The organism is Rhizobium altiplani (assembly GCF_001542405.1).
GTDB classification, from domain to species: domain Bacteria; phylum Pseudomonadota; class Alphaproteobacteria; order Rhizobiales; family Rhizobiaceae; genus Rhizobium; species Rhizobium altiplani.
Genome location: NZ_LNCD01000049.1, coordinates 41,726 through 62,655, shown reverse-complemented (window position 1 = coordinate 62,655; position 20,930 = coordinate 41,726). Strand labels below are relative to the sequence as shown.

Here is a 20,930-nt window from a genome sequence, read left to right as displayed (position 1 = left end):
GTGACGACGACCAAGGGCACGGAACGGCCACAGACGGCGGCTACGCCGATGGACAAGCTGTGGCAGGAGAGCGGTGCTGAGCGCGCGACCTCCGATCCGGCCCTGCTGATCGACGTTGCCGGCTTCGAAGGTCCCCTCGACCTCTTGCTCTATCTCGCCCGTAATCAGAAGGTCGATCTGTCCCGCATCTCCGTTCTTGCGCTGGCGGAGCAATATCTGCAGTTCATCGAAAGCGCGCGGCGGATACGGATAGAGCTTGCTGCCGACTATCTCGTGATGGCCGCTTGGCTTGCCTACCTGAAATCGCGTCTGCTGATCCCGCAGCAGGCCAAGGACGACGGGCCTTCCGGCGAGGAGATGGCGGCGACGCTCGCCTTCCGCCTGAAACGCCTCGAAGCGATGCGCGAGGCCGCGAGCGGTCTTGTCAATCGCAACCGCCTCGGACGGGATATCTTCGCTCGCGGCGCCCCAGAGCACATCCCGGACAGGCATCAGTCCGCATATGATGCAAGCCTCTATGATCTGCTGACGGCCTACGCGTCGCTCAGGCAGCGTCAGGCCGTGACGCAGGTCACCATCGCGCGCCGCAACGTCTGGTCGCTGACGGACGCCCGCGAGCTTCTGACCCGCATTTTCGGCGAGGTCAGCGAGTGGACTGCACTCGAATCCTATCTGTTGCATTACATGTCGTCTCCGGAAGACAGGGTCACGGCGATTGCCAGTGCGTTCGCGGCTTCGCTGGAGCTGGTCCGCGAAGGCAAACTCGAAATCCGGCAGGATGGAGCCTTCCGGCCCCTCTACATGCGGCGGGGCCCCAAGCATGCGACGCTGCAGGTCGTCGAACAGGAGCGACCGGCGTGACCGATCTGGAAGACGAACACATCGATAGCGCAATGGTGGAAGATTCAGACGACGAGGTTCGTGCGGAGACCGAGGCAGAGCGCATCGCCGAGGCACTGGTCTTTGCGTCCGCCCAGCCCGTTTCCGAAAGCTTCATCGCAGATCGCTTGCCTCGCACGTTCAACGTCCGCGCCATCATGTTGCGCCTGAAGGAGCAATATGCCCATCGCGGCGTCAACCTCGTCCAGGTAGACGATGCGTGGGCGTTTCGAACGGCCGCTGATCTCTCTTTCGTCATCCGGCGCGACGAGAACGAAACGAAGAAGCTCTCGCGCGCGGCCCTGGAAGTATTGGCGATCATTGCCTATCATCAGCCGGTGACACGCGCCGAAATCGAGGACATCAGGGGCGTGCAGACCTCTCGCGGCACAATCGACGTGCTGATGGAGGCGGGTTGGGTTCGGTTTCGCGGCCGCAGGCGCACGCCGGGCCGGCCTGTCACGCTCGGCACCACCCGCGATTTCCTCGATCACTTCGGCCTGGAAGAACTCCGCGACCTGCCGGGGCTTGAAGAGTTGAAGGGGGCAGGGCTGCTCTCCGGTCGCATACCGGCCAATTTCAATGTACCATCGCCTATGATGAGCGACGAGTTGACCGAGGACGAAGATCCAATAACGCAACTCGATCTTGAGGAACTCGGCCTGCTTGCACCGGGCGGCGGGTCCGAAGACTAATCGGATTTGTCTTGGTTCCGCCACGCATCGCGAAAACAATGCCGATCATAGTTTTTCGGATGTGTATTCTCTTGTCACAGAGGGCGATCCCGTGACATTAAGCGACAATCCAAGGGGAACTTTGATGTTGGAATTGGTGTAGGAAGCTCTTACATCTGGAAACATCGCAACAGGGAGTTAGCGTAATGGGTTCTTTTAGCATGTGGCACTGGCTGATCGTTCTGGTCATCGTGCTTTTGTTGTTCGGTCGCGGCAAGATTCCGGAGCTGATGGGTGATGTCGCCAAGGGTATCAAGAGCTTCAAGAAGGGCATGAACGACGAAGACGCGCCTGAGTCCACGACTGCCAAGACCGTCGATCACAAGGCCGACGAGACGAAGTAAGCCACTTCCGGGCAACGTAGCCCCCACGTTTCCCGTTCAGGAGCCTTGAATGTTCGATATTGGCTGGACCGAGCTGCTTGTCATCGCGGTCGTATTGATCGTGGTGGTTGGTCCCAAGGACTTGCCGCCGATGCTTCGTGCGTTCGGCAAGATGACGCAGCGCGCTCGTAAGGTCGCCGGTGAGTTTCGTGCCCAGTTCGACGAGGCCCTGCGTGAAGCGGATCTGGACGAAGTTCGCCAGACGCTGACTGATGCGCAGAAGCTGAACCCCGTCAACACCTTGCGCGAAGCAATGAACCCGCTTCGCCAGATGGGCAACGAAATCAAGGCTGACCTGCAGAAGGCGACGACGGTCGATAACAAGACCGAAGTTCCGCCGGCTGCCGTATCGGTTCCTGAGCCGTCGATGAGCCTGCCAGAGACGCCGCCGGTCGTAGCACCGGCGCCTGTTGCAGCAGGCGTGGAAAATGCGGCAGCCCAGGAAAAGCCGAAGGCGGCCCATAAACCGCGCGCCAAGGCGGAGCCTGCGCCTGCCGCGGTTGCTGCTCCGGTCGGAAAGCCCAAGCGGACTTCGACGAAGACAGCGGCCGCCAAGAAGCCTGCGGCAGTTGCCGCCACAGCCGCTCCGAAGAAGACGGCAGCAAAGAAGAAGAAGGACGACGCATGAGCGGTGAAATCGAAGACAAGCCGCAGCCACTGATCGAACACCTGATGGAGTTGCGTACGCGGCTGATCTGGTCGATCGGTGCGTTTTTCGTCGCGTTCATCGCCTGCTTCATATTCGCCAAGCATCTCTTCAATGTGCTCGTCTATCCATACAAGTGGGCGGTGACCTGGGCGCATCTAGACGTGTCCAAGGCGCAGCTCATATACACCGCGCCGCAGGAGTTCTTCTTCACGCAGGTAAAGGTCGCCATGTTCGGCGGCCTGGTCATCGCCTTTCCGATTATCGCGGCGCAGATCTACAAATTCGTCGCCCCTGGCCTCTACAAGAACGAGCGCGCGGCCTTCCTGCCGTTTCTGATTGCGTCGCCGGTCCTGTTTCTGATGGGTGCTTCGCTCGTCTATTTCTTCTTTACGCCGATGGTCATGTGGTTCTTCCTGACCATGCAGCAGGCGCCGGGTGAGGGCGATGTCGCGATCTCGCTGCTTCCGAAGGTCTCTGAGTACCTCAGCCTGATCATGACGCTGGTGTTTTCGTTCGGCCTGGTCTTCCAGCTTCCTGTCATCACCACGCTGCTCGCCCGTGTTGGGCTGCTGACTTCCGATTGGCTGGCCGAGAAGCGCAAGTTCGCGATCGTGCTCGCTTTTATCGTGGCAGCGGTGCTGACGCCGCCCGATCCGATGTCCCAGATCGGCCTTGCACTGCCGACCATCCTTCTCTACGAGATTTCCATCTACGCGGCGCGACTCGTGGAGCGCCAGCGTGCCCGCGAGGCGGTCGAAGAGGCTGAAGGAAACACGGACGTTGCCAAGACGGACAACGTCTGACGATTTCCCTCAATGAGCGCTTCCAAGCATCCGGTCGAGGCCTAGCCGGGCTTTGGCCGGGTTATCTTTTTACAACGACCTGGAACGACGATGCTCGATATAAAATGGATCCGTGAGAATCCCGAAGCCCTCGATGCGGCACTTGCCAAGCGTGGTGCCGAGCCTTTGTCCGAAAACCTGATTGCGATCGACGAAAAGCGCCGTTCGGCCATCCAAAGCGTCCAGGACATGCTGTCCCGCCGCAATGCCGCCTCCAAGGAGATCGGCGCTGCGATGGCCCAGAAAAACAATGGACTTGCTGAAAAGCTGAAGGCCGAAGTAGCCGACTTGAAGTCGCTGCTTCCGGCCGCGGAAGAGGGCGAGCGGCAGGCGACGGACGAACTGAACGATGCGCTGTCGCGCATTCCGAACATCCCGCACGATGACGTGCCGGTTGGCAAGGACGAGCACGACAATTCCGTTGCCCGAGTCGTCGGCGAAAAGCCCCGCTGGAATCATACGCCGAAGGAACACTTCGAAATCGGCGAAGCGCTCGGCTACATGGACTTCGAACGGGCTGCGAAGCTCTCGGGATCGCGCTTTACCGTGCTGACCGGCCCGCTGGCGCGGCTGGAGCGTGCGCTCGGTCAGTTCATGATCGACCTGCATACGCGCGAGCACGGCTATACCGAAGTCAGCTCGCCGCTGATGGTTCGTGACGATGCCATGTTCGGCACCGGCCAGCTGCCAAAGTTTGCGGAGGACCTGTTCAAGACCACGGATGGCCGCTGGTTGATCCCAACCGCCGAGGTGACGCTCACCAATCTCGTCTCGGGCGAAATCCTCGACCAGGAGAAACTGCCGCTTCGCTTCACCGCGCTGACCCCGTCCTTCCGATCGGAGGCAGGCTCTGCCGGACGCGACACGCGCGGTATGCTGCGCCAGCATCAGTTCTGGAAGTGCGAGCTCGTCTCGATCACCGATGCCGAGAGTTCGCTTGCCGAGCACGAGCGTATGACCGCTTGCGCCGAAGAGGTGCTGAAGCGCCTCGGCTTGCATTTCCGCACGATGACGCTCTGCACCGGCGACATGGGCTTCGGTTCGCGCAAGACCTACGACCTCGAGGTTTGGCTGCCCGGCCAGAACACCTATCGTGAAATCTCGTCCTGCTCGGTCTGCGGCGATTTCCAGGCGCGTCGCATGAATGCGCGCTATCGCGGCAAGGAAGACAAGGCGACGAAGTTCGTCCACACGCTGAACGGTTCCGGCACGGCGGTCGGCCGCTGCCTGATTGCTGTTCTGGAGAACTACCTGAACGAGGATGGTTCCGTGACCGTTCCCGATGTTCTGCTGCCATACATGGGCGGTTTGACGAAGATCGAACGGGCGGCCTGAGCCGATGCGCATTCTGCTCACCAACGACGACGGCATTCACGCGGAAGGCCTCGCGGTGCTGGAGCGGATTGCGCGGACGCTGTCCGATGATGTCTGGATTGTTGCGCCGGAGACGGACCAGAGCGGCCTTGCGCATTCGCTGAGTCTTTCCGAGCCGTTGCGGCTTCGGAAGATTTCCGACAAGCATTTCGCGCTGCGCGGAACTCCGACCGATTGCGTCATCATGGGCGTCAAGCAGGTTATGGACGTCAAGCCCGACCTGGTGCTCTCGGGCGTCAATTCAGGCTCTAACGTCGCCGATGATGTGACCTATTCGGGCACCGTCGCCGGGGCGATCGAGGGCACGCTGCAGGGTGTCCGCTCCTTTGCGTTGAGCCAAGCCTATCTGCACCAAGACGGGGCAAGGGTGGTCCCCTGGGAGGTCTGCGAGGCGCATGCGCCGGCACTTCTCGACAAGCTCATATCGCTCGACCTGCCTGACGGCACCTTCCTGAACCTGAACTTTCCGAATTGCCGGCCGGAAGAGGTCGAGGGCGTGGAAGTGACGGCACAAGGGCGGCTTGCCTTCAACCTGCAGGTCGATGCCCGTTCCGACGGGCGCGGCCTGCCCTATTACTGGCTCCGGTTTGGAGAACGCGCCGGCGCCTTCGTCGCAGGCACGGATATTCACGCCCTGAGAAGCCGCAAGATTTCGGTAACGCCTTTGAAACTGGATCTGACTGATTATTCCGTACAGGACCGCGTCGCGCGGGCGCTTTCGGGTACGGAGTAGACTATTTTGACGGCACGGTTGGTGGAGAAGGAAGGTTTTGCGGCGCTCGTCTTGAGGCTGCGAGCCGAAGGCGTGTCCGATCTGGACCTGCTGACAGCAGTCGAGCAGACGCCGCGGTCGCTGTTCGTGCCGGCACAGTTTGCCGAGCAGGCCTATTCGAGCCGCACGATCCCGATCGAATGCGGCTCCTTCATCGAGGGCGTCGATCTCGCGGTCAGGATCCTTCATCACCTGAAAATCAAACCCGGGCAACGCGTGCTCGAGGTCGGCACCGGCAGCGGCTTCATGACCGCCGTCATGGCTCGCATGGCCGAGCGCGTGCTGACGATCGACCGCTACAAGACACTGACGACGAATGCGCAGCGCCGCATAGACTCGCTCGGACTGCGAAACGTCATCATCCGCCAGGCTGACGGCAGTGCCGGTCTGCAGGGAGAGGGGACCTTCGACCGTATCGTCGTAACCGCTGCGTTCAATTCGATGCCACGGTTCTACACCGACCAACTCGTTTCCGGCGGTTCGATGATCGCTCCATTGATGATTTCCGACAACGAGTGTCGCCTCGTGCGGCTCACGAAAACGGGCAGCCGCTTCGAGCGCGAGGAGCTGTTCGACACACCCTATCTTCCGATCGTCCCTCGTCTCGCATCTCAACTCTAGGGCGACTGGCTCGCAAGCGTTGCTATGGTTAGCAATCCCTCAAAAAAATCTCGCGGATTCCGGCACCTTAACCGCGTGGTAATACTAACGCGCTTTAATAAACCCACAAATGGTTGCGTTAATCAGTGGGTCGAGTCATGCGTTTCAGTCTTTCGCCAAGAGTGGGCAAGTCTGCCGGTAATGTCCTGATAGCGGCTTTGCTGGCGAGTGCGGCAACGGGTTGCAGTTCCGATGTGACACGTTTCGGTGGTCTCTTCTCGTCATCCGGTCAGGACCAGATGACGACCAACTCAATCCCTCGCAGAGGTATGCAGGCCGATCCGGTGCCGCAGGCGGATTTGGCACAGGGCGGCTACGCGCCAAGTAGCCAGGCAACGAGCCAGCCTTATCCCGCGCAGCCCGCTTATGGCGCCTCCAGCGCCCGCATGGCCTCGGCACCTGTTTCCGTCCAGCGCTCCGAACTCGCGGCTCCCTCCGCCGTTGCACCGGCAGCGCCATCCCGTGAAAGGCAAGTCGCACTCGCCCAGCCATTCCCTGCCGCCACTGCTCCGAAGAAGTCGGCGCCCATTCTCGTTCCACCGAAGGCAGACGCGATCGTCACCGGCACGAACCCCAAGGTTTCCGGCTGGTCGGCAACCAATGCGCCGTCCGTCACACTTCGCCCGGGTGAAAGCATCACGACACTCGCCAACCGCTACGGTGTGCCGGAGAAGGAGATCCTTCGCGTCAACGGCTTCAAGGCGGCCGCCGCCGCCAAGCCGGGCCAGATCATCCTAATCCCGACATTCAATGGAGGCAATGCAGCAAAGGCAGCCGCCCAAAGCGCCGACCTCTCCAAGGGTGGGCATCTGCCGCAACCGAACAAGCAGCAGGAACAGAACGTTGCGGTCGTTCCGGGTGCGAACTCCGCCCGTGACAAGTCAGTCGCAAATGCCGATCCGTCCAACAAACTTGCGGCCGGTGCAGGCAAGGGGCCAAAGGGCGCCGGCGGCACCTACGTCGTCAAGCCGGGTGACTCGCTCGCCAAGATCGCCAAGGCGACGGGCACCAGCATCGACGATCTGAAGGCCGCCAATAACCTGTCGGCCGGTTCTATTCGCATCGGTCAGGAGCTTAGTCTTCCGGGTGGTTCTCAGGATGGCATGAAGACGGCTTCCATTCCGGCAAAGGCAGAGCCGAAGCCAGTCGCCGAGCCCGCCTCCGCAACGTCGACTGCTGCCGCGCAGCCGGCAACCTACAAGGCTCCTGTCGCCACCGAGACGGTTGATGAGGCTGCCAAGAAGGAAGTGGCATCCGCCGCACCCGAGGCTACCGGCATCGGCAAGTATCGCTGGCCGGTTCGTGGAGCTGTCATTGCCGCCTACGGCGCCAACGTCAACGGCAGCCGCAACGACGGCATCGACATTTCCGTGCCCCAAGGTACGCCGATCAAGGCGGCCGAAAACGGCGTGGTCATCTATGCTGGCAACGGCCTGAAGGAACTCGGCAATACGGTCCTCGTCCGCCACGACGATGGTACGGTCACCGTCTACGGCAACGCCGATACCTTGAGTGTTGCCCGCGGCCAGAAGATCCAGCGCGGCCAGACGGTCGCCGTCTCCGGCATGAGCGGCAACGTCAAGCAGCCGCAGGTCCATTTCGAAGTTCGGAAGGACGCGACGCCGGTCAACCCGATTACCTTCCTCGAATAGGTATTGCGTCCGAGGATGCTCAAAAGCCCGGCCTCAAGCCGGGCTTTTGTCATTATGCACGGTCGAGTGCGATGCGCATCCGACCGGCGAGATCCTGAATGTACTGCCAGGCAACACGGCCCGAACGTGCGCCACGCGTCGTGGCCCATTCTAGCGCCTCCGCATGCATCTTCTCGCGATCGATTGGCAGCCTGAAGTGGTCGGCATAGCCGTCGATCATCGTTAGATAGTCGTCCTGGCTGCATTTGTGAAAACCCAGCCAAAGGCCGAACCGGTCGGACAGCGAAACCTTTTCCTCGACCGCCTCCGAAGGATTGATCGCCGTCGACTGCTCGTTCTCCATCATGTGGCGCGGAAGCAGGTGGCGCCGGTTCGAGGTCGCATAGAACAGGACGTTGTCCGGTCGACCTTCCACGCCGCCATCAAGGGCTGCCTTGAGCGATTTGTAGGCCGTGTCATCATGGTCGAACGAAAGGTCGTCGCAGAAGACGATGACACGGTGCGGCGTGTCCTTGAGAAGATCGAGCAGCGTCGGGAGGCTCGCAATATCCTCGCGATGCACTTCCACCAGCTTTAGCGACACGCCGCTCTCGCGCCGCACATCCTCGTGAACAGCCTTGACCAGCGACGACTTGCCCATGCCGCGCGCACCCCAGAGAAGAACGTTGTTGGCCGGAAAGCCTTCGGCGAAGCGCACCGTATTCTCGTGCAGGATATCGCGCACGTGGTCGACACCGCGGATGAGCTTCAGCGCCACGCGGTTCGGCCGTGCAACCGGCTGAAGATGCTGACGGGCAGGGGACCAGACGAAGCAGTCGGCCGCGTTCCAGTCGTTCAATGCGGGCGGCGGCCCCGCCAACCGATCGATCGCATCTGTGAGCCGGCGCAGCTCCGTCAGAATGGCGTTGTTGACGTCTCCGGCCATGGGCCTTCCTCCTGAATTCTGCTTGCAACCAGTGTACTGTGTCTTTTGCCTGCGGCGTAGCATGGCCTTTTACGAGCGGAAAGGTTATGAGGCAGCGGAATCGGTACGGTTTCCAGCTGTTTCTGTTGCATTCGCAAAGACCGCAATTATAGTCCGGCCACCCGAGAAAGGCGGAGTTCCGCCTCCGGAAAGTTTGAGGAGTTTAGCATGTTCATCACCCCGGCATTTGCCCAGGCTGCCACCGATACCGCGGCGTCGCCGTTCGGTTCCGGCTTCGAAATGATCATTCTTTTCGTGCCGTTGATGGTTGTATGGTATTTCCTGCTGATCCGTCCGCAGCGCGCCCAGGCCAAAAAGCGGGAAGAAACGCTGAAGGCGATCCGCCGTGGCGATCAGGTTGTGACCGGCGGTGGCCTCGTCGGCAAGGTCACCAAGGTTGTTGACGACAAAGAACTCGAAGTGGAGATTGCAGACGGCGTTCGCGTTCGCATCGTCCGCACCGGCATTTCGGAAGTTCGCGTCAAGGGTGAGCCAGTCAAGGCGGACGCAGCATAGTATTGCAAACCAAGATGTGAACCGGATTAGGCCGGGTCGGAAATAGTCGAGAGAAAATGCACCGTTTTTCCCGCTTGAAGGCCGTCCTGATCTGGGTTTTGGTGGTGGTGGCCGTGATACTCGCGGCCCCAAATCTGTTGTCTGAAGGGCAGCGTTCGAGGCTGCCCCTATGGCTGGCTCATAGCCACATTGTTCCTGGCCCCGATGTGCAGGGCGGTTCCCATCTGCTTTTCCAGATAGAACGCGCTGATATCGTAAAGCACCAGCTCGAACGCACAGTCGCGGATGTTCGCGGTAAGTTGCGCGAAGCCAATATTCGCTACACTGGCCTGACCGGCAACGATCAGGAGATCACCGTCAAGATTACCGCTGCCAGCCAGGTGGATGCTGCCGTCAATGCGTTGAGCGCGCTGACCGTGAGCACGAAAAGTGGCTGGTTCGGTGGCTCGGTTCAGAATGTTTCCCTGCAGAAGGGCAATGACGGACAGCTTACGCTACGAATTTCGAACGCTAGCATCGACCAAGGTATCGCGGCCGCTCGGACGCAGTCCATCGAGGTTGTCGAGCGTCGCATCGCCGGCATTGGGATTAGCAGTTTTTCAGTCCGCGGAGACGGGCGTGATCGTATCGACGTCAAGGCACTAGGCTCGGTCGACGTCGAGCGCCTGAAGAATATTCTGAGCGAGCCGGCCCAGCTCTCCGTCCGGCTGATCGATGAAAGCATGTCGGGGCAGGAGGCCCTTGCCGGTCGCTGGCCCGCGACGTCAGAGGTTCTCTACTCGCTCGACGATCCGCCCGTTCCCTATCTCGTGGACCGCACTGATTTCGTGACGGGCAACAATCTCGTTGACGTTCAGGCCGTCGCCGATGCGAACACGGATTCAGTCGCAATCAGTTACAAGCTGGATGCTGAAGGGACCGAACGCCTCGCGCAGAAGACTCGCCAGAACATCGGTCGGCACCTTGCCATACTTTTTGATGATCAGGTCATGGCGGCGCCTCTGATCAATGCGCCGATCCTGGACGGCACCGGGAAGGTGCCGGTCAGCTTCAGTGAGGACGGAGCCCGCGATCTTGCGCTGATCTTGCGAAGCGGCGCTCTGCCGGCGACGTTGACGACCGTAGAGGAGCGCACCGTCAGCCCCATCCTCGGGGCTGAATCAAAGCGCGCCGGTCTGATCGCCGGCTTCGTCGCTGCGATCCTTGTCACCGGATTGATGTTTGCCTTCTATCGCAAGCTGGGCATCATTGCCGGCATTTCGCTGGTCCTGAATCTGCTTTTGATTCTTGCTGTGCTAAGCGTGATCGGCGCGACACTCACGCTGCCCGGCCTCGCAGGTATCGTCTTGATCATCGGCATGGCCGTCGACGCCAATGTGCTTGTCTACGAGCGAATTCGCGAGGAGGCGAAAGCCGGTCACTCCTTCGCGGATGCGATCGACAACGGCTTCTCCCGGGCATTTATGACGATCCTTGATGCCAACGTCACGATCGTCATTGCGGCCGTCATTCTCTATTATCTCGGCAGCGATACCGTCCGCGGTTTTGCAGTGACGCTGGCCGCGGGAATCCTGACGACGGTCTTCACTACCTTCACGCTGACGCGCTGGATTGTCGTTACCTGGCTGCATCGCAAGCACCCGCGGCATCTGCCAAGGGATGTTCAGACGGGCATTTTCGACCGCGCGAACATCCGTTTCATGGGCATCAGGCGCTACACCTTCACGGTGTCGGCCGTGCTTTCCATTCTCGCCATGGTCGGCTTCGCGACAGTCGGTGCAAATCTTGGCGTCGACTTTGCGGGCGGGTCGCTGGTGGAAGTCAAGGCGAAGCAAGGAGCTGCCGATCGTGATGATATCCGCGCTCGCCTCGGTGATCTGAACATCGGGGCCATTGAGGCTCGCCGCCTTTCCGACCCGTCGACGGCATTGGTCCGCATCCAGGCGCAAGGCGGCGGCGAGAATGCCGAACAGTCTGCCATGACGTTGCTGCGTGATGAATTGAGCGACGACTATGAGATCCGGCGTGTCGAGGTTGTCGGCCCCGCCGTATCAGGCGAACTGACCAGGGCCGCGACGTTGGGCATACTCGGTTCGCTCGCTATCATCCTGCTTTACATCTGGCTCCGCTTCGAATGGCAATTCGCGATCGGCGCGATTATCGCGACGCTCCACGATATCATCCTGACGCTAGGCCTTTTCGTACTGACCGGCATGGAATTCAATCTCACAAGCGTTGCGGCCCTCCTGACGATCGTCGGCTATTCGCTCAACGATACAGTCGTCGTCTACGACAGGATGCGCGAGAATCTGAAGCGCTATCGCAAGATGCCTATGCCGATCCTGATCGATGCTTCCATCAACCAGACGCTGTCGCGCACCGTTTTGACGGCGGCAACGACGTTGCTGGCGCTCCTGGCGCTCTGCCTTTTCGGTGGCGACGTGATCCGCCCGTTCGCCTTTGTGATGCTGTTCGGCGTTGCCATTGGCACCTTTTCCTCCATCTATATAGCCGCGCCCGTGCTGATAGCCTTCAAGCTCCGCCCGGACGCGATTGACAACGATCAGAACAAGAAAGTGGCCGAGCCGGATACGAACCCCGGCAATCCGGCAGTGTGAGAATATGGCAAGAGGCATAGAAATCCGCGAGGCGCATTTTCCTGGACGTGCGCCCATCGATACCTACGGCAATGGCGGCTTCCGTTTCGCTGACATGTCTCATCGCGGGTCGATCCTTTGCCTGCCGTCCGGCATCTATGGCTGGGACATGGACATGTCGAAGCCTCTGTCGATCAAGAATTTTCAAAAGGTGCTCGATGAAGCAGCCGGGATCGAGGTTCTGCTGATCGGGACGGGAGACGACATGCGTCCGATCCCGCCTGATCTGAAGGCCGCGCTCAAGGCTGCAGGTATTTCCTCGGATCCCATGAACACCGGCGCGGCCGTCCGCACCTTCAATATCATGCTCATGGAATCCCGCGCTGTCGCCGCGGCACTGATCGCGGTTTGACAATGGCGGAGCAGTCTTTGACGAACCAGGACATTTGCCTGGCGATGCTGCGTGACAACGACCGCGACCGCTATCTGGCTTGCCTGCTGGCGCCGGAAGTAAGGCGGGGCGCTCTGGCAGCTCTCTACGCTTTCAACGCCGAGCTCGCGCGCATTCGCGATCTGGTGCACGATCCCCTTCCAGGGGAGGTTCGCATGCAGTACTGGCGCGATCTGCTGGAGGGCAGCGCGCACGGCTCCACCCAGGCAAACCCGATTGCCGCCGCCTTGTTGTCGGCGATTGAAACCCACCGCCTGCCATCGCAGACCCTCGTCAACATGATCGATGCCCGCATCTTCGATCTCTACGACGATCCGATGGAGACGCGGGTCTCACTTGAGGGGTATGCCGGCGAGACGGCGTCTGCGCTGATCCAACTGGCAAGTCTCGTGCTTGCGCCGGAGGCGGCCACCGCATCTGCCGAGGCTGCTGGGCATGCGGGCGTTGCGCAGGCCATCGCCGGTCTTCTGCTCCTGATGCCGTTGCATCGCCACCGCGGCCAGCTCTACCTTCCCCTTGAAATCCTGTCCGCTACCGGGCTCGATCGTGATGCGTTTCTCGCCGGCGAGGACAAGCCGCGAATCTCTGCCGCGATCGAAGCCTTTGCGGGACTTGGACGCGACCATCTTGCCAAGGCGAGACGTGTCGCAATACCGCAGTCGGTGTTTCCCGCCTTTTTGCCTGTCACCATGGCGGAGCCGATTCTTTCCAACGCCCAGAAGGTAGGCGCGGGACTGTTCGATCGGCAGATCCAGCGATCGCAGTTTCGGCGCCAGGCCGGCATGCTGCTTGCGCTGATGCGCAAGAAAATCTGACCCTGTTTAAACTCGCGCAAGGCTCGTGCGTTATAAAGACGCCGTTGTCGATTTGATCGGAGAGGGATGTGAGCATAATCGTCTGGTGCGTTATATTCGCGATCGTCGTCTTCATCGCCTTCATTTCGACGCGCATGGCGGCGCAGAACAAGGAAGATGGCCTGCACGATACCGGGCTCGCGATCATCGAGTTCAACCGGGCTTTCCCCAACGAAGCAATCCGCCAGTTGCAGGCGACTGCCGATGGGCAGGCGGTGTTCGTGCGTTTGCATGACAACAAGGCCGGCATCATGCGGAATATGCAGCGGCACTATTCGTGCCATGTTCTTGAGCCGGGAAGGGTGCGTGTGCTCAGCTCCGAAACCGGGCGAGGCCTCAACATAGAGTTCCTCGACGCACCACATTACAGCGGAACCTTTGAATTCGCGTCCGCCAGGGTGGCGTCGGAGGTCGCACTTTGGCTGCTCGGCAACTACGTGGCCGAGCCTGACAAGGCATTGCCGTCGCACAATCCCACGGTCGCAAACGGCCAGTAGCAAAGGTCCTGGCGAACCGGGATATCCCTTCGCTGCGGCCGTCCCGCATTTACAATCATCCTCGTCGCCGCGGCCCGCGCGACGCGTCGCCGCGGCCGTTTTGCCGTTGCCTACGGTCCGAAATAGGCGCAAGATTTACGCTATCCGGCATTAGTTTGAGTTTGTATTCACAAACGCGATGGAGGTGCGTGATGCTTGCAATCAATGATACCGCTCCGGATTTCGAAGCTCAGACGACCGAAGGCGTGATCAGTTTTCACCAGTGGATCGGCAACTCCTGGGCAGTGCTGTTTTCGCATCCGAAGGACTTTACCCCCGTATGCACGACCGAACTCGGCTACATGGCGCGGATCAAACCCGAATTCGACAAGCGGGGTGTGAAGATTATCGGTCTTTCCGTTGATCCGCTCGAACGCCACACCAGCTGGATGATAGACATCGAGGAAACGCAGGGCTATCGTCCAAACTATCCGATGATCGCGGACGTCGATTACGCGGTATCGAAGCGTTACAACATGCTGCCCGCGCTCGTATCCGGCGATCCGACCGAGCGCACTCCAGCCGACAATCAGACCGTCCGCAACGTCTTCGTGATAGGGCCTGACAAGAAGATCAAACTGGTCATGGTCTATCCGATGACCACGGGGCGCAACTTTGATGAGGTGCTGCGGGTCATCGATTCCCTGCAGCTTACTGCAAAGCACAAGGTCGCAACGCCAGTGAACTGGAAGAACGGCGAGGACGTGATCATCGCCGGTTCAGTCTCCGACGACGACGCAAAGAAGCAATACCCGCAAGGTTGGCGAGCACCGAAGCCCTATATCAGGATCGTGCCGCAACCGCACGGATAGGCAATCGCAAAGCAAGCCGCCACGAAGGAGGTGGGGATGATCTTCCGGCAGCTGTTCGATCCGGTGTCGAGCACCTATTCCTATTTGCTGGCAAGCCGGAACGGCGGCGAGGCGCTGATCATCGATCCGGTGTTGGAAAGGGTTGATCGCTATCTTCAGCTCATTCACGAGCTCGATCTGAAGCTCGTGAAGGCCGTAGATACCCATCTCCATGCCGACCACATCACAGGTCTTGGCGCGCTGCGCGACAAGACCCATTGTATTACCGTGATGGGAGAGCAAACAAAGGCCGACGTCGTTTCGATGCGTCTGTCGGACAATGAGAAGCTGACCATCGAGGGACTCGCCCTCGATGTGATTTATACGCCGGGACACACCGACGATTCCTACAGTTTCGTTTTGCCCGACCGCGTTTTTACCGGCGACACCCTGCTCATTCGCGGCACCGGCCGCACCGATTTCCAGAATGGAGATCCCCGGGCGCAATACGAGTCGATCTTTGGCCGACTGCTGAAGCTTCCGGAATCGACGATGGTCTTCCCTGCACACGACTACAAGGGCGATACGGTCTCGACCATCGGCGAGGAAAAGGCCTTCAATCCACGCCTGCAGGTAAAATCCGCCGATGAATATGCCGATCTGATGAACAATCTGAAACTGGCCAATCCGAAGATGATGGACGTAGCCGTTCCGGCTAACATGAAGGTCGGGATGAACCAGGACAACGTAATGCGCCATGGCTGGGCGCTGACGGCGCAGCAAGCGCTGGGCGTCGTCGGCCTCGGCGACGTCGCCTTGGTCGATCTGCGCGAGAATGCCGAACGGCAGCGAAACGGCACGATCCCGGGCTCTCTTCACGTCCCCTATCCCTCGCTCGAGGAAAGCATAGGCGCTGGCGGTACGCTGCATGAGCTGGCAACTTCAACCCGCAAGAGGCTGCTTTTCTATTGCGCGTTCGGCGAACGATCGGCAATGGCCGTGCAGGCAGCGCATGACGCCGGTCTTCCGCTGGCCTTTCATATTCAAGGCGGCATCGACGCCTGGAAGAAGGCGGACGGACCGATCGCGCATTAGCGAGCGCCCTATGGCAAGCGATAAAATGGTGCAGCGGCAATCGATTCTGACCTGTCCGATCTGCGGGCACCGATCAGTGGAAACGATGCCGGTCGATGCCTGCGTTTGGTTCCACGAATGCCAGGGCTGCGGCGCGACGCTTAAGGCGAAGCACGGCGATTGCTGCGTCTTTTGCTCATACGGGTCGGTTCCGTGTCCGCCGATTCAAACCCGCGCGATCTCGCGGTGTTGTCAGGCCACCTCGAACACGGCCGCGTAGTGATAGGGCGGCAGATCGACGACCCGCTGCATGAAAAAGCCAGCAGTCTCAACAACGGTACGAACCGCTTCGGGCGACATGCGCATCTCGGTTCGCGGTCCCCGGGGCTTGCCTAGGACCACCGTTTCCTCTCGCGGAGCCGGGTGCCAGTTGACGATGCAGAACAGGCCGTCCGGTTTCAGAACTTCCCTTACGGAACATGCGAGACCTATTTGGTCAGGAGCGCCGTGGAAGGTATTGGCGATCAAGACAAAATCGACCGGTTCGTCAAGGTGTTTCGCCAGCGCCGACGTGGCGTCCGCGCAAATCCACTGGCGAACTGACGCGCCGCTGCGCTCAACTTCGGCCTTTGCCAGCTCGATCATGGCGGGATCGAGATCGAGCGCCGCCAACCGTCCGTCGACCAGTGCTGCGAGCGGGCCGGTGAAGTAACCGTCGCCGCAGCAAAGGTCGAGAACGCTCATGCCCCGCCGGATGCCAATCTGTTGAAGCAGCCCTTGGGGATCAGGCCACAGCGCAGACCACCAATCCCTGTCCGGCATGGACGTGCCTTGAAACAATGCTGCCATGTCACGCCCCCGAGGAGGTCTCACCACACAGAATTTCGACAGCGACGAGACGCCTGTCGATGGCTAGATCGGTAGGCTCCCGGCTCGATTACGCACTCTCCGCGAGCTTGACGTCCTGTCCGAGCCAGGTGGCACAATCCGCAAGCGCCCGCTTGGCGATCAGCTGCCGCTTCATGATCGTCTTGTCCTTGCCGCGGAAACGCTTCACGCCTTCGGGTTTGACGATCGAGCCGGGCTCCAGCTCGGGGAACAGGCCGAAATTGATGTTCATCGGCTGAAACGACCGCTTGCCCGGCTCCTCGTCGTTGACGATGTGTCCGCCCGTGATGTGGCCGAGCAGCGAGCCGAGCGCCGTCGTTGCCGGCGGCAGGGATACTCCTTCTCCCTTTCGCTCGGCAGCGGCGAACCGGCCAGCCATGAGGCCGACGCTGGCGCTTTCGACATAGCCTTCGCAGCCAGTAATCTGCCCGGCAAAGCGCAGGCCCGGGCGGGACTTGAGCGTGAGCGACGGGTCGAGCAGCGTCGGCGAATTGATGTAGGTATTACGGTGAAGGCCGCCGAGGCGAGCGAATTCGGCGTTCTGAAGCCCCGGGATCATGCGGAAGATCTCGGCCTGGGCCCCGTATTTCAACTTCGTCTGGAAGCCGACCATGTTGTAGAGCGTGCCGAGCGCATTGTCCTGGCGCAACTGAACGACGGCATAGGCCTTGACCGTCGGGTTGTGCGCATTGGTCAGGCCCATCGGCTTCATCGGGCCGTGCCGCAGCGTCTCGCGGCCGCGCTCTGCCATCACCTCGATCGGAAGACAGCCGTCGAAGTAAGGCGTTCCTTCCCACTCCTTGAATCCGACAGTATCGCCGGCAATCAGGGCATCGACGAAAGCGTTGTACTGCTCTTCGGTCATCGGGCAGTTGATGTAATCCTTGCCGGTGCCACCCGGACCGACCTTGTCATAGCGCGACTGGTACCAGCAGATATCCATATCGATGCTGTCCCGATGAACGATCGGCGCGATTGCATCGAAGAAGGCCAGCGCGTCCGCGCCCGTCTCGGCCTGGATGGCGCTTGCAAGGGAAGGTGCCGTCAACGGGCCGGTGGCAACGATGGCGAGATCCCATTCTGTCGGCGGCAAGCCGGTTACTTCTTCACGAACGACCGTGATCAACGGGTGCTCTTGGATCGCTTTGGTAACGGCGTCCGAGAAACCGTCGCGGTCGACGGCCAGCGCGCCACCGGCGGGGACCTGATGCTTGTCGGCGCACGCCATGATCAGCGATCCCGCCATGCGCATTTCGGCATGGATAACGCCAACCGCGTTGCTGGTCGCGTCGTCAGAGCGGAAGGAGTTGGAGCACACGAGCTCGGCCAAGCCGTCGGTCTTGTGGGCGTCGGTGCCACGCACGCCGCGCATCTCGTGCAGAATAACCGGCACGCCGGCATTTGCGATCTGCCAGGCTGCCTCGGAGCCGGCGAGCCCGCCGCCGACCACATGGATGGGAGAATGGGAAAAGGTCTTGTTCATGCGCGGCTGATTACCACGCTGGGCCGGCGCAGGAAACCGAAGAATTGGCGACTGATCGATGCCGGCACCGATGCCGTCAAATATCCAGCTTCAGCCGAGCGCCCGTGTCGCTCGCCGCCGGCACGGCGCAGCAAATCAGCGCTTCGTCATCGGCGGCGTCGGCGGTCGGCTCCTTCGTGTATGCGACGGAGCCTGACAGGATTTTCGTCCTGCAACTTCCGCAATTGCCAAGGCGACAGCTGAACTCGGGCGCCAAGCCGCGCGCTTCGGCAAGCTCGAGCAACGTGCCCGATCCTGGCTCCCAGCGTGCTTCCTTACCGGAGCGCATGAAATAGACCGGCTGCGGTTCTTCAGCGGCGGCGCGCGCGGGCGATCGCGGGAGCGCATCTCCCGATCGCTGGAGAGACGCGGGTCCAAACGCTTCGGCATTGATGCGGCTATCAGAGATATTCAATCCACGCAGGCCATCATAGACCGACTGCATGAAGCCGGCTGGACCGCACAGATAAAAGTCGTAGTCGTTGAACGGCAACACGCTGCTGAGCAGGGTCATGTCGACGCGCCCCTGCTTGTCATAGTCTTCACCAGCGACCGTATCAGAAGTATCGCTGAGCAACCGGACCAGCTTGACGACGCCGCCGGACACTGCGGCGAGTGCCTGCAGCTCGGCATTGAATGCACGTTCCGACGCGTTGTGCGCTGAATAGATCAGCCAGGTCGGTCGTATCCGCCTGGTTCGCAGCCCCTCGTAGACGACATGCCGCAGCATCGCGAGCAGGGGGGTGATCCCGATGCCTGCCGCCAGCAAGACGGCAGGGCGTCTCTCGCCGGGGTCAATCGTGAACGCGCCTGTCGGGGCGCGTGTCTCGATGATGTCTCCTTGCCGGATGGCATCGTGAAGATGCGCCGAGACAAGCCCTTCGCGCTTGACGCTGATGCGATAGATACTGTCGGAGGGGGCCGAGGAGATCGTATAGGTGCGCACCGCCGGCACATCCGATCCCTCGAGCTTGATGCGGATCGGCAGGTGCTGGCCGGAGACATGCGGAATGATCCCGCCTTCGTCTATCGGTTCGAGATAGAACGAGCGCACGCTGGCGCTCTCTTCGACGATCCGGGTGACGCGGAAGGGCCGCCAGCTCTTGGCGAGGGCAATCGCCTGAAGCCGCGCGGCAGCCTCATCCCAACTCCCGGTCATCAGGGAGTTGGGAGATGGACCGTTGGCGCGCGATCGCCATCGCAGCGGCAACGCTTCCTGCCGGTAGACGATCTGTGTCGGGCGAAAGCGCCACAGCCGCTCCGCCCCCTGGAACGCCGCTATCTCAGGCGATTCCAGAATGACCTCGGCGCTGCCCGATAACTGCAGCAGGTCGCCGCTCTCGAAATCCGCGAAGACCAACCCCGCCCGCGGATTGGCAAGAATGTTGCCGAGCGTGTTGAAGAAGAGATTGCCGGCAAAGTCCGGGATCGTCAGAACACTGTCCTCGCCAATCCGGACAAAGCCGGGCCGGCCGCCACGATGCGAAACATCGATTTGGCGCCCTTCATGGTCGCGGTCGACATACGAGGCGACGAAGAATGTATCCGCCTTGGCGATCATTTCGGCAGGCCGACCCTCCAGATTGCCAAAACTGACCGGGTCGTACCCGGAGGGCTGCATTGGATCCCGTGCAAACTCGAAATCGCGCAGCTGGATATATTGCGGGCAGTTGCCGTAGGCCTGCCCAACACGCACATCGAAGCCGTCCTGCCCGGTTCGATGGATAGTGCCATTCAGCCGGTTGCGACGGCGCGTGTGGAGCTCGATGCCCAACATGGCAATGGCCTTGCCGTCGTCCATTCCCGCGTCGGCCGGGTCGAGCGGCTCACGCGGAAGGTCGACACTCAGTGTGTGGACGTCCGGGCTCTGAAGGAAGCCCGGACGATTGGCACGGAGTGTCGCCCATGCGTTGCCGTCTTCATCTACCGTCCCAAGAACGATGAAGGGCAGCTGCGGGTAGAACTGCCGATGCTGATCGATCAGGTGATCTCGCAGCACGCGGCGGCCCACTTCGTCCATTCGCTTCGCGACGCCGACCTTCTCCTGCAGTGCGATCTCTCCGGCATGCCAGGGAGAGGAGGTGGTGCTCTGTGCCTCGGTGGGCATAACTGGCTCCTTCACGGCTTTTGGTCGGGTGCGGCGCGATGCGGCGCCTTAAGCGGCCTCGACAATGCCGACGGGTGATTTCTGGAAAGGCTGAAAGCCGGGAAGAGCTTCTATGCGCTCGAGCCAGGTCGTTACGCTACGGTAGGCAGACCGGTCGACGTTCCCCTCAGGCGCCCGGGCGATGTAGCTGTAGAGGGCGATGTCGGCGATCGTCGGTCTCGTTGAGGCGATCCATTCACGACCGGTCAGTTGGGCATCGACAAGGCCAAGAATGCGATGAGCTCTCGCGATCACTTCTTCAGTATCGAATTTCGCGCCGAATAAGGTCACAAGACGGGCCGCGCATGGACCATAGGCGATCTCGCCCGCCGCGACCGACAGCCACCGCTGAACCGCAGCCGCCGCTGCCGGCTCCTCCGGCAGCCATCCCTCCGGCGCATACGTCTTGGCGACATAGACAAGAATGGCGTTGGAGTCGCTGACGACGGTGTCGCCGTCCTGAAGCACCGGCAGCTGCCCGAATGGGTTGAGCGCCAGGAAATCGGGGCTCTTGTGTTCTCCCGCCGCTAGGTCGACCTCCACGATTTCGGCATCGACGCCGATAAGCGACAGAAAGAGGCGGGCGCGATGGGCATGGCCCGATAGAGGATGCGAGTACAGCTTCATCGATCTGATCTCCGATTGA

22 protein-coding genes are annotated in these 20,930 nt (G+C 60.8%); 17 read left to right on the top strand and 5 right to left on the bottom strand.

The window, feature by feature from the left end:
• From AS026_RS10145 to AS026_RS10105, 9 genes are all read left to right on the top strand, one after another.
• Complete coding sequence (locus AS026_RS10145) at positions 1 to 861, top strand: segregation and condensation protein A (protein ID WP_062369579.1); 861 nt, start codon at positions 1 to 3, stop codon at positions 859 to 861.
• 32 nt (positions 862 to 893) lie between these two features.
• Positions 894 to 1,574: an SMC-Scp complex subunit ScpB gene (gene scpB / locus AS026_RS10140; protein ID WP_051420040.1), complete on the top strand. Its 681-nt coding sequence runs from the start codon at positions 894 to 896 to the stop codon at positions 1,572 to 1,574.
• A 185-nt stretch (positions 1,575 to 1,759) separates the two neighbouring features.
• Entirely contained in the window at positions 1,760 to 1,957 is a 198-nt protein-coding gene (locus AS026_RS10135) for a twin-arginine translocase TatA/TatE family subunit (RefSeq protein WP_007532194.1), read from the top strand.
• 49 nt (positions 1,958 to 2,006) lie between these two features.
• A complete protein-coding gene (tatB, locus tag AS026_RS10130; RefSeq protein WP_062369578.1) occupies positions 2,007 to 2,624 on the top strand; it encodes a Sec-independent protein translocase protein TatB in 618 nt (205 codons plus the stop codon).
• The gene (gene tatC / locus AS026_RS10125; protein ID WP_018859384.1) at positions 2,621 to 3,448 is read left to right on the top strand and encodes a twin-arginine translocase subunit TatC; all 828 of its coding nucleotides are present in this window, start codon (positions 2,621 to 2,623) and stop codon (positions 3,446 to 3,448) included. The genes tatB and tatC overlap by 4 nt, the downstream gene beginning before the upstream one ends.
• Positions 3,449 to 3,538: 90 nt before the next feature.
• A complete protein-coding gene (gene serS / locus AS026_RS10120; RefSeq protein ID WP_062369577.1) occupies positions 3,539 to 4,822 on the top strand; it encodes a serine--tRNA ligase in 1,284 nt (427 codons plus the stop codon).
• Between the two features lie 4 nt (positions 4,823 to 4,826).
• Positions 4,827 to 5,594, top strand: coding sequence for a 5'/3'-nucleotidase SurE (surE, locus tag AS026_RS10115; protein ID WP_062369576.1), 768 nt, complete (start codon positions 4,827 to 4,829; stop codon positions 5,592 to 5,594).
• Positions 5,595 to 5,600: 6 nt separating this feature from the next.
• Positions 5,601 to 6,254 carry a protein-L-isoaspartate(D-aspartate) O-methyltransferase gene (locus tag AS026_RS10110; RefSeq protein WP_025659083.1) on the top strand — a complete coding sequence of 218 codons (654 nt, stop codon included), beginning with the start codon at positions 5,601 to 5,603 and terminating at the stop codon, positions 6,252 to 6,254.
• 137 nt (positions 6,255 to 6,391) lie between these two features.
• Positions 6,392 to 7,945 carry a peptidoglycan DD-metalloendopeptidase family protein gene (locus AS026_RS10105; RefSeq protein WP_062369575.1) on the top strand — a complete coding sequence of 518 codons (1,554 nt, stop codon included), beginning with the start codon at positions 6,392 to 6,394 and terminating at the stop codon, positions 7,943 to 7,945.
• A 52-nt stretch (positions 7,946 to 7,997) separates the two neighbouring features.
• Here the strand turns inward: AS026_RS10105 and AS026_RS10100 are convergent, their stop codons facing one another.
• Positions 7,998 to 8,870, bottom strand: coding sequence for an ATP-binding protein (locus AS026_RS10100; RefSeq protein ID WP_025659081.1), 873 nt, complete (start codon positions 8,868 to 8,870; stop codon positions 7,998 to 8,000).
• A 207-nt stretch (positions 8,871 to 9,077) separates the two neighbouring features.
• Here AS026_RS10100 and yajC point away from each other — a divergent pair, with 207 nt between their 5' ends.
• The 8 genes from yajC to AS026_RS43205 all read left to right on the top strand — a co-directional run bounded on the left by yajC (position 9,078) and on the right by AS026_RS43205 (position 16,008).
• Entirely contained in the window at positions 9,078 to 9,425 is a 348-nt protein-coding gene (gene yajC, locus AS026_RS10095; protein ID WP_018859378.1) for a preprotein translocase subunit YajC, read from the top strand.
• Between the two features lie 56 nt (positions 9,426 to 9,481).
• Positions 9,482 to 12,043 carry a protein translocase subunit SecDF gene (secDF, locus tag AS026_RS10090; RefSeq protein WP_062369574.1) on the top strand — a complete coding sequence of 854 codons (2,562 nt, stop codon included), beginning with the start codon at positions 9,482 to 9,484 and terminating at the stop codon, positions 12,041 to 12,043.
• Positions 12,044 to 12,047: 4 nt separating this feature from the next.
• Complete coding sequence (locus AS026_RS10085) at positions 12,048 to 12,434, top strand: Mth938-like domain-containing protein (protein WP_062369573.1); 387 nt, start codon at positions 12,048 to 12,050, stop codon at positions 12,432 to 12,434.
• A 2-nt stretch (positions 12,435 to 12,436) separates the two neighbouring features.
• A complete protein-coding gene (locus AS026_RS10080; protein WP_062369572.1) occupies positions 12,437 to 13,288 on the top strand; it encodes a phytoene/squalene synthase family protein in 852 nt (283 codons plus the stop codon).
• A gap of 68 nt (positions 13,289 to 13,356) precedes the next feature.
• Complete coding sequence (locus AS026_RS10075) at positions 13,357 to 13,824, top strand: hypothetical protein (RefSeq protein WP_025659077.1); 468 nt, start codon at positions 13,357 to 13,359, stop codon at positions 13,822 to 13,824.
• Positions 13,825 to 14,015: 191 nt separating this feature from the next.
• Complete coding sequence (locus AS026_RS10070; RefSeq protein ID WP_018859373.1) at positions 14,016 to 14,675, top strand: peroxiredoxin; 660 nt, start codon at positions 14,016 to 14,018, stop codon at positions 14,673 to 14,675.
• Between the two features lie 36 nt (positions 14,676 to 14,711).
• Positions 14,712 to 15,749, top strand: coding sequence for an MBL fold metallo-hydrolase (locus AS026_RS10065; RefSeq protein ID WP_025659075.1), 1,038 nt, complete (start codon positions 14,712 to 14,714; stop codon positions 15,747 to 15,749).
• 25 nt (positions 15,750 to 15,774) lie between these two features.
• Positions 15,775 to 16,008, top strand: coding sequence for a GDCCVxC domain-containing (seleno)protein (locus AS026_RS43205; RefSeq protein WP_082728492.1), 234 nt, complete (start codon positions 15,775 to 15,777; stop codon positions 16,006 to 16,008).
• On the opposite strand, the gene AS026_RS10060 is transcribed toward AS026_RS43205, so the two are convergent.
• From AS026_RS10060 to AS026_RS10045, 4 genes are all read right to left on the bottom strand, one after another.
• A complete protein-coding gene (locus AS026_RS10060) occupies positions 15,981 to 16,577 on the bottom strand; it encodes a class I SAM-dependent methyltransferase (RefSeq protein WP_062369571.1) in 597 nt (198 codons plus the stop codon). The genes AS026_RS43205 and AS026_RS10060 overlap by 28 nt on opposite strands.
• 88 nt (positions 16,578 to 16,665) lie before the next feature.
• Positions 16,666 to 18,099, bottom strand: a complete 1,434-nt coding sequence (trmFO, locus tag AS026_RS10055; RefSeq protein WP_025659073.1) for a methylenetetrahydrofolate--tRNA-(uracil(54)-C(5))-methyltransferase (FADH(2)-oxidizing) TrmFO — start codon at positions 18,097 to 18,099, stop codon at positions 16,666 to 16,668.
• A gap of 76 nt (positions 18,100 to 18,175) precedes the next feature.
• Entirely contained in the window at positions 18,176 to 20,245 is a 2,070-nt protein-coding gene (locus tag AS026_RS10050) for a 2Fe-2S iron-sulfur cluster-binding protein (protein ID WP_062369570.1), read from the bottom strand.
• Between the two features lie 48 nt (positions 20,246 to 20,293).
• On the bottom strand, positions 20,294 to 20,911 hold the full coding sequence (locus tag AS026_RS10045; RefSeq protein WP_025659071.1) for a glutathione S-transferase family protein: 618 nt from the start codon (positions 20,909 to 20,911) through the stop codon (positions 20,294 to 20,296).
• Positions 20,912 to 20,930: the final 19 nt, after the last annotated feature.